Origin of the sequence: Rickettsiales endosymbiont of Stachyamoeba lipophora (genome assembly GCF_003932735.1) — a bacterium.
Taxonomy (GTDB): domain Bacteria; phylum Pseudomonadota; class Alphaproteobacteria; order Rickettsiales; family 33-17; genus RICK01.
Window position 1 is genome coordinate 1,498,529 of the sequence record NZ_CP033611.1, and the last position, 15,754, is coordinate 1,514,282.

The following is a 15,754-nucleotide window of genomic DNA, read 5'->3' on the forward strand; positions in this document are numbered from 1 at the left end:
CAAGGGAGGAATTAAAATGGTAGATAAAAGAAAACATTCAGAAGGTGAGTATTCTTCAGAAGATGAAAAAAGAAGAATGCAAAATGCATATGCCAAAAAGCATAAAAGTGAAGAAGAAAATGATGAGGAAGATAATTACAGTGGATCTACTTCAGGTGATTTATCTGCTGATGAGAAAAAAAGAATGCATGAAGCATATGCTCAAATGGGTAAAATGGGAGGATCTGCAACTGCCGAGAAATATGGTAAAGAATTTTATCAAGGTATCGGTAAAAAAGGTGGCGAAACAACCCGTGATACTCATGATGAAAATTTTTATCATGACATTGGCCAAAAAGGAGGCAGTGCAACTGCCGAGAAATATGGTAAAGAATTTTACCAAGATATAGGCCAAAAGGGTGGTAACGCAACCAAAGAAGCTTACGGACCTGGCTTTTATGAAGATATTGGCCAAAAAGGAGGTACTGCTACTCGTGACAAATATGGTACTGAATTTTATGAAGAAATAGGCCATGAAGGTGGCGAAGCTACATTTAAAAAATATGGCCGTGAATTTTACCAAGACATTGGCCATAAAGGTGGTGAAACAACCCGAGATACTCACGATAAGGATTTTTATCATGATATAGGCCAAAAGGGTGGTAATGCAACCAAAGAAGCTTACGGACCTGGCTTTTATGAAGATATTGGCCATAAAGGTGGCGAAGCTCGCGCCCATCAAATGGCTAAAAGTGGTAAAGTTTCTAATAAAGAAGAGGAGGAAGATGAAGAAGAAAATAACAATAATAATAAAAAATAAATATTGTTATTTTAAACTAAGGGCGTTAACGCCCTTAGTTTATGTTTAACTTTAACTTAAGGACTGGTATGGTAACTGAAAAAAAGGTCATAACTGATTTATATAAACATGAACTTACGGTACAAAAAGTATATCATGATATTATGGCAAAAATTGACAATCCTGAAATTAGAGAAAACCTAACATGCTTTTTAAGAGATCATGAAAAACATATAGAAAATCTTTCTAATAAAATAGTTATATTAACAGGCTCTAAACCTAGCAAGATAAAAAATGTTAAAGGAACTATTATAGCAGGTTATGTTGCTCTGCGAAGCATGGCAGGCCAGCATGGGGCTTTAACGGCTCTTCAAACTGTAGAAGAGGATATAGTTAAACATTATAGAACTGCTTCAACCGAAAATATTTCAAAAGAATCTCTAGAATTAATTAATACGCATTTAAAAGAAGAAGAGAAATACAATCAGTATATTAAAAGTTTAATATAAGTTTATTAAAAACCTATTATATGACCTGAAGGAAGAAGTAATGGTTAAAGAGCATGACATAGTTGTTGACCTATATAGACATGAGCTAGCTGCAGCGGAAATTTATCAAGATGTACTTAAATATATAGAAGATGCCAAAGTAAAGAGCAAATTACAAGAAATTGCTGATGATCATAGAAATCATAGTAAGCTGTTATTTAAACTTGCAGCAAAAACCGGTAATAAACCTATTGAAATGAAAAATATTAAAGGTACGCTCCTCTTGGGATATGCCAGCGTTATAAGCATGGCAGAGGGGCAGGAAGGAGCCTTGAAAGCTATCCAGACTACAGAAAATATGGTGCTAAAAAAATATAAAGAAGCCTCAAATAATAGAAAGATATATTCAAAAGATATTCGTGCCATTGTACAAAATCATTTAAAAGACGAAGAGAGATATAAAAATTATATGGATATTCATATAACTTGAGCTTTTCATTAATGTTATGTAAATTTATAATACTAAATTACGTTACAACTTTAAGAATTAACTGTAGAGCAATATGCGTTAGTAATTTTCATATTAATGTTGCTACTACAAACCTAACATATTACCCTTATATTGTTGGGTTGTCGTCCGATATATCTATATATCTAGCACCACAATTTTAATACTTGCTATTCCACTTAATCTTTATAAAGTCTAGCTTCTCAGCCTGATATTTAATGTATTAGTTTAAATTTTAGGTTAATTCTTGTTTTGAATTGTTAATTGTTAAATTTAACAATTACTTAGTTTTATTAAATCGACTTAAATATTAATTTTATATTTAATGTGTTGTATAATTAACATGTGAGTAATGCAATGAGCAATCTTAATAGTAAGGACGATCAAGATAAATTAAATTATCGTAGTAAGTTTCAAGATGCTATAGAAGATGTAAAAAATTTAGATACTACTACTTTTTATAATAGACATGGCTATCGTAATCCCACCTTAATAGCAGCAGATAATGCACCTAGGATAATATTAAAAAAAGGAATCTCAAAAATAGATCAAGCACTTTGAGATAGAGAAGAAGCATAACTTATCTAATAGCCCACTTGAGAAAAATTTGACTAAATAACAAATAAAAATACTTATTGAGACAGCAGCCATAAAACTTGAGTATATTATTAAGTTATGCGTACTTATCGTGATATAGAACCAATATAAAATATTTTAACTGAAATGCTGATTAGCTTTTTGCAAGTGAAATTATTATTTCTGCAAAATGACCATTTAATTTTAGTTAAAAATATATCAAAATCTTAACTTTACTTCTCATCCAGATAAATGCGCATGACTTAAGTTTCACTTGAAAAGCTTTAAACTTTATTTTTTCTAAAAATCTTTTTATCTCGCTATCTCTATAGGTTTAAAAAGATTTTATTATACAAATAAATAAATTTTAACTTTTTAGCGCTAATTTAGATTAAAAGTTTTTAGAATAAATGAGTATTCTTTAGCTTTCTCTTTGAGAGTTTCGAAACGCCCAGAGGCTCCACCATGGCCGGCATTAAGATTGATATCAAACAAAATAATACTGTTACCTTGATTAATTTCTCTAATTTGAGCGATCCATTTAGCTGGTTCCCAATAAGCAACTCTAGTATCGCCTAAACTGGTGGTGGCATAAAGATTAGGAAAAATACCAGACTTTAAATTATCATAAGGCGAATAAGATTTGATATAATCATAAAATTCCTGATTAGTAGGATTACCCCATTCAAGATATTCAGCGGTCGTAAGAGGTAAGGTATCATCAAGCATGGTGTTTAGAACATCCACAAACGGTACATGAGCGATAACTGCTTTAAATAATTGAGGATGCATATTCAAGCAAGCTCCTACCAGCATCCCACCAGCGCTGCCACCCATTATGGCTATATTGCCCGCTTTAGTATAATTTTGGTTAACTAAATATTGTGCTGCCGCAATAAAATCTTCAAATGTTCTCTTTTTAGTTAGGAATTTTGCTTGCTCATACCATTCAAAACCCAAATCATCACCGCCCCTAATGTGAGCAATTGCATATACAAAACCGCGGTCTACTAAAGAGATGATATTAGTATTAAACCCCGGATCAATACCTATGCCATATGATCCATAGCCATATAAATATAATGGGTTGCTGCCATCTTTTTTAAATAGTTCCTTTTTATATAATAATGATATAGGCACCATTACCCCATCACTTGAAGGGGCAAATATTCGTTCCACCCTATAAAGTTCTGAATTAAAACCAGAAGGGATTTCAACTTGTTTTAGTGTATCTAATTTATGGGTATGTAGATCAAATTCCATTACCAATAAAGGAGTATTAAGAGCGGAATAATTAAACCTTATTTTAGCAATATGATATGAGGTTTGGCTCAATTTTGCAGAATATACTGCTTGATTGAGCTTAATCTCAAGCCAATTAAAATCATTATATTGGCTATATTTTAAATGATTAATACCATTAATTTTTGCTTGAACGGCAATAAATCCATGATAAAGCATGAATGTATTAAGATAAGTTTCATTAGTTGCAGGAATTATCTCAACCCAATCTTTTTGATCAATAAGGTGATTTTGAGTTCTAATTAATCTAAAGTTACGACCAGTATCATTAATTAAAGCATAAAATTCATTATTACCATGATCCAAGTGGATTAAATGATTGCATTTGCGATCATAAAATTTTACTAGACTATTGTCATACCTATCAAGTGAAAGAAAATAAATTTCCGAGGCTGTTTTGCTTTCCGAATATATTACCAAATATTTTTTATCGCTTGATTGATCAATATTTACAAAAAATTTTTCATCATTTTCAGTAAATATAATTTTATCTTGAGAATTTTTGCTTCCTAATAAATGATATTTAACCTGATAAGGCCTCCAAGCTTGATCTAATATAATATAAAAGAATCCTTGGTTATCATTACTCCATACCACGCTGCCAATTGTATTATCTATGCTATCATCAAGAAGCTTATTATCTTCTAGGTTTTTAATGCTTAAGCTATACCTTTCATTACCACATACATCGGTTGTATAGGCCATTAGTTCATGATCATGGCTAATTGATAGCTCACCTAAAGAAAAAAACTCTTTCCCTGCTGCCAGCTCGTTTTCATCTAATAATAGTTTGTGCTGAGAAGGATTATTTTGATGATAACGAAAATGAGCATAATAATTTTGATTAGCTTCAATTTTTGCATAATAACAATAGTTATCATACTGAATAGGCACAGTGTGATCTTCTAGCTTAATTCGACCCTTTAGCTCGTTAAAAAGGGCTTCTTGTAAATTTTTATCTTGGTCAAAAAAGTTTTGGGCATAATTTTTTTCTTTGTTCAAATGCTCCATTATTTTTTGATTTTTAGAGCTTAAAATATTAGGATCTTTTAACCAATTGTAATAATCTACTCGCTTATCATTATGATGTTGATGAATAAACTCAATTTTTGCTGCTTTAGGGGGTAACATTACTTAAACCTTTTGCTCTTTTTTTTATACTATATCTCTTTTGTCATAAACGATTAAAGGCAAGCATGTCAACCGTATGATGAAATTGCTATATTGTTGTTGTAAAAAAGTAAAGTACTATACTGTAAAGTGGAAGAGGGGGTATAGATCAGCTTAAAACTATATCTTTATATAAGGCATAATCATTTTTGCTATCAATTTCTAACCAAAAATCATTTATAGCTATAGTTTTAATAGGTTGCTCTTCTATTATAAGCCTATTAAGTAATTTAGTTGAATCTAGTTTTGCAATTTCTTTATTATCTAATTTATTAAGTAAGTCTATACATTGGTTCCAGCCTTGGGCGGTAAATTTCATGATACCCATAAATTGACCTTCGATATCCTGTAGAGAAGAAGCTTTTTTGCCTATTTCAATCAAATTTTGATCAGCAGTGATTTTAAATGATTCTAAATCATCTAATGGGTTTGTAAATCTATTGCTCCATAACTCTTTCCATTTAGTATAATAAGGAATGACTATATCACCTTTAGTTGCTATAAGCTTTTCAATCGCGTCTTTGCTATATAAAATATCAGTATAACAAACTATAACAGTCGAATCTTTAAACCAGCTTTGAGCACATAATAACGAAGATACCATATTGCTTTGCTGCCAATTGTTGCTATGAAAGAAATTTATGTTATCGCCACTTAAGTGGTCCTCAAGTACATGAGCTAGGTATCCTGTTACCACTGCTACTTGGTTGGAAAAATTTTTAATAACTTCTAACTGAGATTTTATAAGCGATTTATCACCAATTTCGGTCATGCATTTAGGATGATTATCAGTAATATTTTCCAACCTGCTGCCACGCCCTGCTGCAAGCATTACAAACCTAATATTTTCTTTCATATCTTCTCTCTAAAAAAGTTCTTTCCCAACACAATCTAATCAAAAATTTCTCTAATTAAATTTAAGTCTTCGCTTGTTACAATTGCTTCTCGCTCAGGATGCCACATTATACCGTAGATATTATATGAATTATGTTTAAAAGCTTCAATTGAACCATCATTTGCTAAGTGTGTAGCAATGAAATTTTGGGTTTTAAGCTCAACAAACCCAAAATTATGAAAACTATTTACTTCTCGGCTAGCATTAATAGTATGGGTAGTAGCTACATGGTTCTTCAGTTGCTCTAATTTTTCTCCAAAATGATTGCCTATTGCTTGCATCCCGCGACAAATGCCTAATAGAGGTAAATTATTATCGATAGATTGCTTGATCAGCCAGTTTTCCAGTTCATCTCTTTCAGGAGATGCTCCTCCATAATTGGCCAAATCACCTCCTCCAGAAAGTAATATACCTGAAGGTTTATAAATATTAAATAAGACGGTAGCAATTGCCAAATCATTAGGTAACAGTAAAGGAATATAATCACAGTTAAAAAGTAGTTTGCTAATTCTTTGATCAATAGCATCACGCTTTTCATTATAGTCTGTTATAAAATCTACTCTTTGAGTAAGAGCAATTATTTTAGACATAAGATTTCTACCTTTTTATTGCACGCATCAATTTCTAAAATTTTAGCTTGTTGATAGCGCTCATATAATACTTCACCTGCGCCAATAACTGCAGGGATTGATAATTCACCAGCTCTAATTGCCATATGAGAATTTACGCCACCATATTTGGTAATAAAACCTTTAATATCTTTAGTGAAAATCCAATCATATCCAGGGTCAGCACTAGGAATTAAAACTATTGAATCATGTAAAGTTTCAGGATTTATAGAAAACTGAACTTCTCCTGTACATTTTTTTTGAGTAATAAAATTCGGTTGAGTAGCGGGCAGCTCAAAAGACCATACTTGATCTGGATTAGTAATCAGGGGAGGTAAATTAATATTTTTAGTTTTATTATATCGTTTTTTACCTTGCTCGGCAGCTGTTTTTAAACTTTCTTCTGGGTCTTCACAGCTATGATAAAGATCAATGATAGTACTAATAGGTATATAAGAACAATCTTCTCTAGTTAGTCCGTAATTATTAGCGTATTTCTCAAATATTAACATAAAATCGCTAAGATTTTTTGAAAAGATAAATTTAGAATATTCTCTAGCTTCAATACCTGCTGTAATAAAATCAAAAAACTCTATTATATCTACATTCATTGAATGGGCTTTAAGCATCTTATCAATTTTTCTTATTTGATCTAAGCTTAGATTAAACTTTTTATGATTATCATTTGGAACTACTTTTTTGCTCATTTCCCAATCAAAATAGAGGTCAGGAGCTTCATCATATCTATAAGACATAATATCATAAGTACCGGGACGTAAATGCCCATATTTTTCTAAAAACGCTTGTTTTGGTAATAAATACAGATCCCTGTTCATTTGTGAGCTAACTGAGTTGATTGAGGCCATAAAAGCTTCACGATCAACCTTAGAAAATATTCCTACATCAACCAAAGAATTAAGCAATTGAATGGCAATAAAACCTGCTCTGGCAAGGCCTGCAAATGGTAAGGTTCCATATCTCTTAGTATCCTCAATAAGCCAGTATAAAGTTGAGAGGGGATCTAGACCGCTATTAAGCAGGGAAGCTCTTCTTTCTTGTAAGTTACTTACTTTTTCTAAATCTAATTTCCATAAATTCTTTTTACTATGAATTATATCATTAGTAATTTTAAGTAAACTGCTGGTAATATTTTCTTGGTCTTGACTTGAAAAGCCGTAATCAGTTAATATTTTAATTCGTTCCGGCAAATCAAAAGTATAGCAAGAAAAAATAATTTCAAATTCTACTTTATCATGTAAATCAGTGTTGTTTCTTAACCTATCTAGGTAATAATTAACTAGCCTTTCTGCTATATTTTCTGCAAGATCCCGAGGAATAAAAGAATTAAAACTTACCCTAACATCAATATAAGGAATACCACCAAAAGAGAGCATGAGTGGAAAGCTTCTTAAATCTCTATATCCGTAGTTATGACGTTGATATGCCCATATTGCGTCAGTTACCACTTCGCGATAAACTGAAAGAGCTAACGGCTTAGGTCTAAGACCAATAATCTCAGCCGGATTCCAATCAGGCATTACCCCAAAAATTGATTGCTGACCTAGCAAATGAGGTTGAGGCTGCATTTTAGTAGAAATAACTTCATGAATTAATCTCAAATCATGCTGGTTATTAGCCAGCTCTGCATTTTGTATAATTAGATGCCTTACTTGTAATAAATATAGTTCATTGTGAGCTACAGCAAATTCAATATCAAGCTTATTAACACCTGTAATATGCTCTAATTCTTCAACTAATTTAGCTAATAACTTTAAAGCAGGGGGGAGTAACTCTAAATCTGCATTACGATAATGATAATAAGTTTTAGCACAACTGGCGTTTCCACTGGTTATTGATTCAGTAGATCCACTAAAATCATCGTAGTTAATTACTAAATAATTCCCCATACTATTAGGATCAATACTAAAGATTACGCCACTGATATTAACCTCATTAAGCATAGGTTGAATCAGTATTTGATCTAAAGGATTAACTTCATTGCCATAAGAAGCAATTACATCACCTATAGCTTGTTTTAATTCATCACCAAATTTAATTTTAAGAAAAGAAGAAAATTTTCCTGCCATAGAGTTATCTTCAGTATCTTCAACTAAAGCGCTACTTCTTACTACTAAAAGCTGGTTATGCCATTCACATTCGCTTTGTAGTTTTTGTAATATGCTCTCTGCATTTGTTTGCCAATTTTGTACTGTAATTACATATTGAGGGAGCAACCTGGCAGCTGTAACTTTTGTTGAGAGAGCTGCTAGAGTATTAGCTTTAGTTGAGAAGGTAAACATTATAAATACTCTATGATTTTATTAAAATTTCAGGATGGCCAAAGGAAGGGTAATTAATCAATTTTAATTGGCGCGTAATATCTTTTATTAAGCCTTCAATCGGTTGATTAGCTGTGTAAGTATAATCAGGATTAGTAGGATATTCAGCTTGAATATCAATTCCTACTACGTTGCTAATTTCACCTTTTAATGCTTTAGAATAAAGGCTTTTTTGATCTCTTTGAATGATTATATCAAAATCAATATCTAAAAAAATTTCAATATAGTTTGGAATGTTAGCTCTATTCCATTGTTGAACATCATTAAAAAGTGAAATAGTAGGGCAAATTACATTAATGCTTTGCTCGCTTAAAAATTTACATAATTTTGCATTTCGCCATGCAGATTTTTTGCGAGCTTCAGCATCATATCCTAAATCATCACCAAATATTTCTCTTAGTTCATCACCATCTAGCTTAACCAGCGGAAAAATATTTTCCTGCACCTGAATAAGATCATTATAAATTAAAGTGGCAAGGGTAGTTTTACCACTTCCTGCAAGTCCTGTTATCCAGATTACAGCACCGCTCTTTAAACTTGTATTATTCATAAGTAATATAGCATTTGAATTAAGTTCTTAATTTAATATCCACATAAATGATTAAATTATAATTTGCAATCAAAATAAATTTTTCTAGTTTTAATTGTATTATTATATAAATTACTTTTTATGAATTATTTATCACTTATAATTTATCTTATGAGCTATTATCCGACCAACTAAGCAAACTTGCAATTGACAGATGCAAATCATCCTTGTATTTGTCAATTATTAATTTCTACTTATCAAGTAATTTTATGCAGATTGAATGTGATTATTCTTCACTTACTAGATCTTATATTTATCTTCCGTATTATGCTCAAGAGGCGATTAGTAAGAGTAATTTGATAGCAGGCATAAGCCATTTAACAATCATACCTTGCTTAAAAAAAGGCTTGCAAGTAATAAAAATCGTAGAACCAAATGATAAAATGCGCCAATTAAGCACTGAAAGAGGGGCCAACCTCCCAACTGTAGAATTGATATCAAGAAAAGTTTAATAAGTAATTGTCTTCATGAAATTTACCACTAGATTTAAAAATTATTTAAGACAAAATTTAAACAAAGAGCAGTTTGAAAGATTATGTATTTTAAAAAATAAATTATATAGCCTTCCTAAACCTACTCAGTTTATAAAAAACACATTAGGTTTAGCACCTAACGAAAATGCTATAGCTTTTACTCTTTCAGGTAAATTTAGCTTTCAAAAAGATTACTTCAAACCTAGCGCTTCAAAGGATAAGTTAAAGTTTTTGGTTACCTCTGTGGGTAATTCAGGTAGTGTATGGCTTGCTCAATCACTGTATATGCATCCAGACATCCTTTGCACGGTAGGAGTGGATCATCCTATTGACTCTTACTTGCGTTATAATAATCCCAAAGATGCTTTAGCTATATATAAATTATTGGTCAGAAATCAAATGAAAGATTTCGGATTTCATTCATTAGAAAATGAATTAGCTCAAAGGCTTTATAAAAGAATTCCTGCTTGTGAAAGAGATAATCCTAATTTTTGCTTATGGATTATGGATGAATTACGTGAGTTAACCAAAATAAAAGATGCACGGCTCATAGGTAATATACATGGAGCTACTATAATGCTCCTACATCAAAATTACCCTAAGATTACTAACATTAATGAATTTAAGCTTGCTGATTTAACTAGACATCCGGTAACCAAAAGAGAATCATGCTTAAACCAACAGGTAATAGCTTATAATGCTAGCAATGATTATCAAGCTAAAGTGGCAAAGTGTATGGTAGATTATCAAATCGAAATACAATGGCTAACTAAGCAATTTAAAGTAGATTTTGATGATATAAGAAATAGATGTTTGTTTTATATGGAAAGGGAATATCAAGCATCAATTGCGTTTGGTAATGAAAATAAATATTATGATATACCCAAAATTTATTTTGAAAGAATGCGTAGTGATAAAGACTATTTTTCATGGATAGTTTCTTACTTAAGTGATAATCAATTGAAATGTACTGATGAGTATCTTGATCAAGTTTTCAGCCCACAAAATTTAAATAAAGGCAGAATTAGCAATCAAACCACAAAAGATATTACACCTAAAGATCAATATGAAAAATGGCCTGATTGGGAAAAATATCTTTTTGAGGATATAGTAGAAAAACATGATTTAAAAAGGGCTTATTTAGAAATAGGGTATGATTTATCCTTTATAAAAAAGCCTAAATTTCATGCTTAATCTTAATTTTTAGCTTCTGCATTATCTTTAGCTTGCCAATCAAGTAAATACATTAAAACCCAATACTGCTTTTATTATATGTTTTAAATAATATTCAGCATGTTAAAAGGTCTTTTCCATTTTTTTATTGAGCATCAAAATTATCATTAATCTTAAGTAAGCAGGCATGCTGCTAAAAATTAAATCCACCTCAAGGGATAACTAGCCATAAAATTTTAGAATGCATTTTTTTGATATTGAAAAAGAAAGAAGGAATACTAAGCACGAATATCCTACAATCTTTCTCTAAGTAATTTTAATAAAATACTTATTAAAATTATATTATTTTCCATAATATAGATTATAGAATCAATATTGAAAATAGTAATTCATAAAAAGTTAACCTCTGGAAGATCAAAAAATTAATCCCCTCCAAGCTTTAATTAGCAAAATTTTGTTTATACGACCTAGCTACCATTAACTTATCAATTGTCATAAGTTGAATAGAAATGAATTTTATTATTTATTTACCTGTCTTACTAAAATTAACTGTGGTTATTTAAAATATATATAAGCTGAAATTTATTTTAATAATCATAATATGGATTTTTAAAGGAGCATAATAATGGGATTTACAATTAAAAGTATATCATTTGAGCATAATGGAATAATACCACAGAAGTTTACTTGCGATGGCGCTAATATCTCACCTGAACTTGAATGGTCATCCTATCCGCAAGAAGCTAATTCTTTTGTTTTAATTGTTGATGATCCGGATGCGCCAAACGGAGTATGGGATCATTTCATTGCTTTTAATATCTCAAAATATATTAATAGAATAGAAGAAAATGAGATAATCAGCACTTTAGCTAATTCTGCAGTAATAGCTAAAAATAGCTGGAATGATCATGGTTATGGTCCACCCTGCCCGCCAAAGGGTAAGGAACATAGATATTATTTTAAAATCTATGCTCTAGATACAATGCTAGATTTATCAAGTAACTCTACTAAAGCTGAAATATTAAGAGCTATGGATGGGCATACAATAGCCCAAGCGGCACTTATAGGGAGATATCAAAAGTAAAACTTAGTGAATTAAGTTTTTATTGTGCTTTTTTACGTGACATTTCTTAGCATTATAGTATCAGATGAATTAATGCTATTAAAAAAACCAACAAGGCTGAATGGCAATTGTGGCACGTTTAATATACTAGAATGGCAGGCTTCATAATGATGGCTTAAGCATTTAAAAATTTATAAATAAAAAGGTAAATGGCAAATATATGAGCCTGCTACTATAATCAATAAAGGCTTAAGAACAAACTATATAAGAACTATAATAGGTGCGTTATCAAAAATAAATTTTATTGAAGTAAATTTATCCTATCTATTTTTCTTCCCAATGATCTCCAACCTTATGATATTTTTTCTTTACAGCGCTCCAAGCCACTTTATGGGCTATTTCCTCTCGTGATTCATCGGTTTTTCTTTTGCTCGGATCTTTATATTCCTCCCAAGCGTTATTAAAGCTTTTCAAGTAAATTTCTTGTGCATGCTGAGGTAAATTATTTTTAATGTTATCCGGCAAATCAGCAATTGTTGAGTAAGGCATAATTAAGCTTCCATACTTAGAATACAGTTTATTCACTAATTACTTGATTACGACTTAATATCTCTCAAATATCAAAGTTAAAAAACATTCATTTTAACAATAATCACTACAAAGTATCATACGAAGATTGCAATCGAAACTGATAAGCGTTAATATATTAACAAATAGGTTGTAGAAAAAGATACAGAAAAAAAGCGCCCATACCACTAATATTAAAAATATTTTATAATTTTTAAATTTAAACGTGAGAATCTAAGGAGATAATAATGAAAAAATTTATTGGATTAGATGCAGATAGTATCAGCACATCTATAAGCGTGCTATCTAAAATATTAGCTAGCACATATATTATTTATCTTAAAACACAAAATTTTCATTGGAATGTAAAAGGACCAAATTTTATAATGCTACATGAGCTCTTTGGCTTGCAATATAAGGAGCTGGCAGATGCTATTGATAATATTGCTGAGCGTATAAGTATGTTAGGACATATTACTCCAGCCACAACTATAGAATTTAATAAACTCTCTACAATAAAAGAGTGTGAATTACCCTTTACCGCCAATGCAATGCTGCAAGCCCTCTCCTCTGATCATGAATTAATGATAATTGAGTTAAGAAATTCAATTACATTGCTTGATAATAATATGGATGAAGGTACAAAAGATCTACTTATTGAAAGATTACAAGCTCATGAAAAAACATGTTGGATGCTAGCAAGCCATTTAGCATAATAGCCTGTATCTTTACCTATAACCAATAGGTTCTTGCTCAACTAATTACATAGCCACCAATAAATATAGCTTGCTTGGAATAGCTCGAGCTATAATTTTATATTTCTTGCTAAATATTAATATTTTATTAAACTGCTATTTTTTTTCAAGATAAAACCAACCAAAATACCAATGAACAAGGAAGCTATGACAACAGAAGAAGATAAAGATTTATTAGCAATCCATTATGATGATTCATCAGATGAAGAAGATATGCAAGATGGTTTAGAGCAACAATTTGATAAATATAAAGAAAAGTTTGATAAAAGCCTACAAATCGATCCTATATACAACAATAAACATGAAGAACTTTCCATATCTTTTACAAGCTATCTATATGGATTAATGTTATTTAATAGCAAAACAGTAAAAGATAAATACCAAAAATTAAAGAGTAATTTGCTTAAAAGTAAAGGGCCATCACTAAAAGATGAAATAATCTCTAATTGGGTAGCTGATGCACTCTATAAATCTATTAATGAAGTAATTATAGATCAATTAATGGTAAAAGAACATCCGAGAGCTTCAGAAAAAATTATTATTCAATGTAAAAACGATATTAACCTGATAGATAAAATTCAAGGCTTTATTAAAATTTTCCTTAAATATCCAAGGCAACTGATAAGATATGCAAAATATGATGATGAGCTACCTATAGAGATCATTGACGCTTTAAAAAAACTAACTAGTACAATAGCTGAAACTATTGAGGTTATAGCAGAGCAGCATTTAAAAGACGAAGATTTTACTCCCCCTAAACCTCTAATAGCAGCTGATCTATTACGCCATCAGGAAATTAGGAATATATTTGAACATAAATATAAGCAATATATATTTGAAATTAATGTTGTAGCAACATGGGTTAGAGAAAATAAGTTTTTAATGGGCAACCTTTTAACTAATAGTGGGAAAATAGCACATAACCAAAAGACTATGAAACTGTATAAGGACATCATAATAGTTAATAATACTATGGTAGAACAACAAGCTAAAGAAAATAATGGTTCTGCGGCAAGCAACCTTCTATATAAAATCATTAAAGATACTGATAAACCACTAACTAAAGTGCAAAATGAATATATAAAACTTATGGGCGAATCAAAAAAAACCTGCCAAGAAGAGTTTACAACAAGCTTTATTAACGACTTTTTAGAGAAAATAGTACAAAAAGAAATCATTGATGCAGAAAAATCAAAAGGTAATCAATCAATACTACACCAAGATAACCGCGTTATTGTTAATAGAGAGATTGAACAAAGTACTTTCTCAAACGTACCAAATTTGTGTGATTATTTAGATATGTATGGTTTTATTCCGTTTACTGCAGAACAATTTAGAACACAGTTATGGAAAATTTTAGGAGAAGTAGAGTTAAAAGATAATTTTAAACGTAACTTAGAAAATAGCTTTAAGTCTCATATAGAAGATAATTGGTCAAGAGAAACCTTGTTGAATGATTTTACCCATAGCGTTTCTTCCTGTATAGACTACATAGCTTCTCTTAGAATTACTAATCGCTCAACTATTCGTACTTGCCGTAATCAAGCTAATGAAAAGAGTATTCTTGGAGATAGTAAAGAAGAAAATGCCGATTATGCCTGGCACTTTCCTGCTAGTGATAAACATCACCCAATTGAACGTAACAGATTAACAAAAAAGGCAAGAACTGCTCTTATTCCCATGCACACAAATGCTAATGCTTATAATGAGATTGCTAAAACAATCAATTCATTAAAAAAGAACATTGAGGTTACTGATGCAGATATCGCTTCTTGGGTTAGGGGAATATTACAATGTACACCTGGAACGGTGATATTTAAGCGTATAGACAAAAATGATCCTATTTCTCTATCACCTAAACAGCAATCTGATCTTGAATTATTTATGGTTCAATTAGCCCAGTTGCTAGGTGGAACTGAAAAGATGCGTTATCCTGGCGCAATGATTGCAAATGAAATGATGCTTGATTTAATTATCAGTAATAAATTGAATTGGGAAACAGCACTAAATCCTAATAACCCTGATAAGGAAGCTATATTTCTTCCTATGTCAATTGTGGGTGCAGTTGCCGTATCACGAGGCTTAATGACCCTTTATCGGAAATGTACTCCATATAGTTATCAATATCCAGGTGATAACCAAGAGTCAGTTACTAGTGTGGATACTACTAAATTTATTGATGCTGAAAAGAAATTGGCTAACTTTTGGCTTGACCGTATTAAACAAGAACGCGAGGCTGCTGGCCTAGGAGGCGGCAATATTACACTAGCAGAAGCAATTAAAACGCGCATTCCAATCTGGTATACCGGACTGTAGCAATTTAATTATCTCTTGGGGGCAAAAAGTAGCAAAAGCCCCCTATTCTTCTATATTTTATAATGCTCCTTACTATAGTTAAATAAATTGAGCCAGGTATAGTTATAATCACTTTAATTTGAAGGTTTATAAAAAAGCTTGCTTTGCCCTTAAC

The 15,754-nt window shown here is 31.1% G+C and carries 15 protein-coding genes; 9 read left to right on the forward strand and 6 right to left on the reverse strand.

Annotated features, from left to right (window positions below; translation table 11 throughout):
• The first annotated feature begins 16 nt into the window (after positions 1–16).
• The 4 genes from EF513_RS06865 to EF513_RS06880 all read left to right on the forward strand — a co-directional run bounded on the left by EF513_RS06865 (position 17) and on the right by EF513_RS06880 (position 2,335).
• Complete coding sequence (locus EF513_RS06865; protein ID WP_206425195.1) at positions 17–799, forward strand: con-10 family general stress protein; 783 nt, start codon at positions 17–19, stop codon at positions 797–799.
• 41 nt (positions 800–840) lie between these two features.
• Positions 841–1,287 (forward strand): demethoxyubiquinone hydroxylase family protein, encoded by a 447-nt coding sequence (locus EF513_RS06870; RefSeq protein ID WP_125216658.1) that lies wholly within the window; start codon positions 841–843, stop codon positions 1,285–1,287.
• A 40-nt stretch (positions 1,288–1,327) separates the two neighbouring features.
• Positions 1,328–1,756: a ferritin-like domain-containing protein gene (locus EF513_RS06875; RefSeq protein ID WP_125216659.1), complete on the forward strand. Its 429-nt coding sequence runs from the start codon at positions 1,328–1,330 to the stop codon at positions 1,754–1,756.
• 375 nt (positions 1,757–2,131) lie between these two features.
• Positions 2,132–2,335, forward strand: a complete 204-nt coding sequence (locus EF513_RS06880; RefSeq protein ID WP_125216660.1) for a hypothetical protein — start codon at positions 2,132–2,134, stop codon at positions 2,333–2,335.
• A gap of 396 nt (positions 2,336–2,731) precedes the next feature.
• Here EF513_RS06880 and EF513_RS06885 read toward each other — a convergent pair whose 3' ends face one another.
• From EF513_RS06885 to EF513_RS06905, 5 genes are all read right to left on the reverse strand, one after another.
• On the reverse strand, positions 2,732–4,783 hold the full coding sequence (locus tag EF513_RS06885) for a S9 family peptidase (RefSeq protein ID WP_125216661.1): 2,052 nt from the start codon (positions 4,781–4,783) through the stop codon (positions 2,732–2,734).
• Between the two features lie 148 nt (positions 4,784–4,931).
• On the reverse strand, positions 4,932–5,678 hold the full coding sequence (locus EF513_RS06890) for a phosphocholine cytidylyltransferase family protein (protein WP_125216662.1): 747 nt from the start codon (positions 5,676–5,678) through the stop codon (positions 4,932–4,934).
• Positions 5,679–5,713: 35 nt separating this feature from the next.
• The gene (locus tag EF513_RS06895; RefSeq protein ID WP_125216663.1) at positions 5,714–6,307 is read right to left on the reverse strand and encodes a gamma-glutamyl-gamma-aminobutyrate hydrolase family protein; all 594 of its coding nucleotides are present in this window, start codon (positions 6,305–6,307) and stop codon (positions 5,714–5,716) included.
• Positions 6,295–8,625, reverse strand: a complete 2,331-nt coding sequence (locus tag EF513_RS06900) for a PEP/pyruvate-binding domain-containing protein (protein WP_206425196.1) — start codon at positions 8,623–8,625, stop codon at positions 6,295–6,297. Before EF513_RS06900 ends, EF513_RS06895 begins: the two co-directional genes overlap by 13 nt.
• A 10-nt stretch (positions 8,626–8,635) precedes the next feature.
• Positions 8,636–9,214 (reverse strand): adenylyl-sulfate kinase, encoded by a 579-nt coding sequence (locus EF513_RS06905; protein ID WP_125216665.1) that lies wholly within the window; start codon positions 9,212–9,214, stop codon positions 8,636–8,638.
• Between the two features lie 248 nt (positions 9,215–9,462).
• Here EF513_RS06905 and EF513_RS06910 point away from each other — a divergent pair, with 248 nt between their 5' ends.
• The 3 genes from EF513_RS06910 (at position 9,463) to EF513_RS06920 (ending at position 11,983) form a co-directional block, all read left to right on the forward strand.
• Positions 9,463–9,705, forward strand: coding sequence for a hypothetical protein (locus EF513_RS06910; RefSeq protein WP_125216666.1), 243 nt, complete (start codon positions 9,463–9,465; stop codon positions 9,703–9,705).
• A gap of 15 nt (positions 9,706–9,720) precedes the next feature.
• Positions 9,721–10,920 carry a hypothetical protein gene (locus EF513_RS06915; protein ID WP_125216667.1) on the forward strand — a complete coding sequence of 400 codons (1,200 nt, stop codon included), beginning with the start codon at positions 9,721–9,723 and terminating at the stop codon, positions 10,918–10,920.
• A 604-nt stretch (positions 10,921–11,524) separates the two neighbouring features.
• Positions 11,525–11,983, forward strand: a complete 459-nt coding sequence (locus EF513_RS06920) for a YbhB/YbcL family Raf kinase inhibitor-like protein (RefSeq protein ID WP_125216668.1) — start codon at positions 11,525–11,527, stop codon at positions 11,981–11,983.
• A 303-nt stretch (positions 11,984–12,286) separates the two neighbouring features.
• On the opposite strand, the gene EF513_RS06925 is transcribed toward EF513_RS06920, so the two are convergent.
• Positions 12,287–12,511 (reverse strand): ChaB family protein, encoded by a 225-nt coding sequence (locus EF513_RS06925; RefSeq protein ID WP_125216669.1) that lies wholly within the window; start codon positions 12,509–12,511, stop codon positions 12,287–12,289.
• 266 nt (positions 12,512–12,777) lie between these two features.
• Here EF513_RS06925 and EF513_RS06930 point away from each other — a divergent pair, with 266 nt between their 5' ends.
• The gene (locus EF513_RS06930) at positions 12,778–13,245 is read left to right on the forward strand and encodes a Dps family protein (protein ID WP_125216670.1); all 468 of its coding nucleotides are present in this window, start codon (positions 12,778–12,780) and stop codon (positions 13,243–13,245) included.
• A 186-nt stretch (positions 13,246–13,431) separates the two neighbouring features.
• Positions 13,432–15,600, forward strand: a complete 2,169-nt coding sequence (locus tag EF513_RS06935; protein WP_125216671.1) for a hypothetical protein — start codon at positions 13,432–13,434, stop codon at positions 15,598–15,600.
• Positions 15,601–15,754: the final 154 nt, after the last annotated feature.

Coding starts and splice junctions, on each gene's coding strand:
- EF513_RS06865 (WP_206425195.1), top strand. CDS start 17: ATGGTAGATAAAAGAAAACATTCAGAAGGTGAGTATTCTTCAGAAGAT.
- EF513_RS06870 (WP_125216658.1), top strand. CDS start 841: ATGTTTAACTTTAACTTAAGGACTGGTATGGTAACTGAAAAAAAGGTC.
- EF513_RS06875 (WP_125216659.1), top strand. CDS start 1,328: ATGGTTAAAGAGCATGACATAGTTGTTGACCTATATAGACATGAGCTA.
- EF513_RS06880 (WP_125216660.1), top strand. CDS start 2,132: ATGAGCAATCTTAATAGTAAGGACGATCAAGATAAATTAAATTATCGT.
- EF513_RS06885 (WP_125216661.1), bottom strand. CDS start 4,783: ATGTTACCCCCTAAAGCAGCAAAAATTGAGTTTATTCATCAACATCAT.
- EF513_RS06890 (WP_125216662.1), bottom strand. CDS start 5,678: ATGAAAGAAAATATTAGGTTTGTAATGCTTGCAGCAGGGCGTGGCAGC.
- EF513_RS06895 (WP_125216663.1), bottom strand. CDS start 6,307: ATGTCTAAAATAATTGCTCTTACTCAAAGAGTAGATTTTATAACAGAC.
- EF513_RS06900 (WP_206425196.1), bottom strand. CDS start 8,625: ATGTTTACCTTCTCAACTAAAGCTAATACTCTAGCAGCTCTCTCAACA.
- EF513_RS06905 (WP_125216665.1), bottom strand. CDS start 9,214: ATGAATAATACAAGTTTAAAGAGCGGTGCTGTAATCTGGATAACAGGA.
- EF513_RS06910 (WP_125216666.1), top strand. CDS start 9,463: ATGCAGATTGAATGTGATTATTCTTCACTTACTAGATCTTATATTTAT.
- EF513_RS06915 (WP_125216667.1), top strand. CDS start 9,721: ATGAAATTTACCACTAGATTTAAAAATTATTTAAGACAAAATTTAAAC.
- EF513_RS06920 (WP_125216668.1), top strand. CDS start 11,525: ATGGGATTTACAATTAAAAGTATATCATTTGAGCATAATGGAATAATA.
- EF513_RS06925 (WP_125216669.1), bottom strand. CDS start 12,511: ATGCCTTACTCAACAATTGCTGATTTGCCGGATAACATTAAAAATAAT.
- EF513_RS06930 (WP_125216670.1), top strand. CDS start 12,778: ATGAAAAAATTTATTGGATTAGATGCAGATAGTATCAGCACATCTATA.
- EF513_RS06935 (WP_125216671.1), top strand. CDS start 13,432: ATGACAACAGAAGAAGATAAAGATTTATTAGCAATCCATTATGATGAT.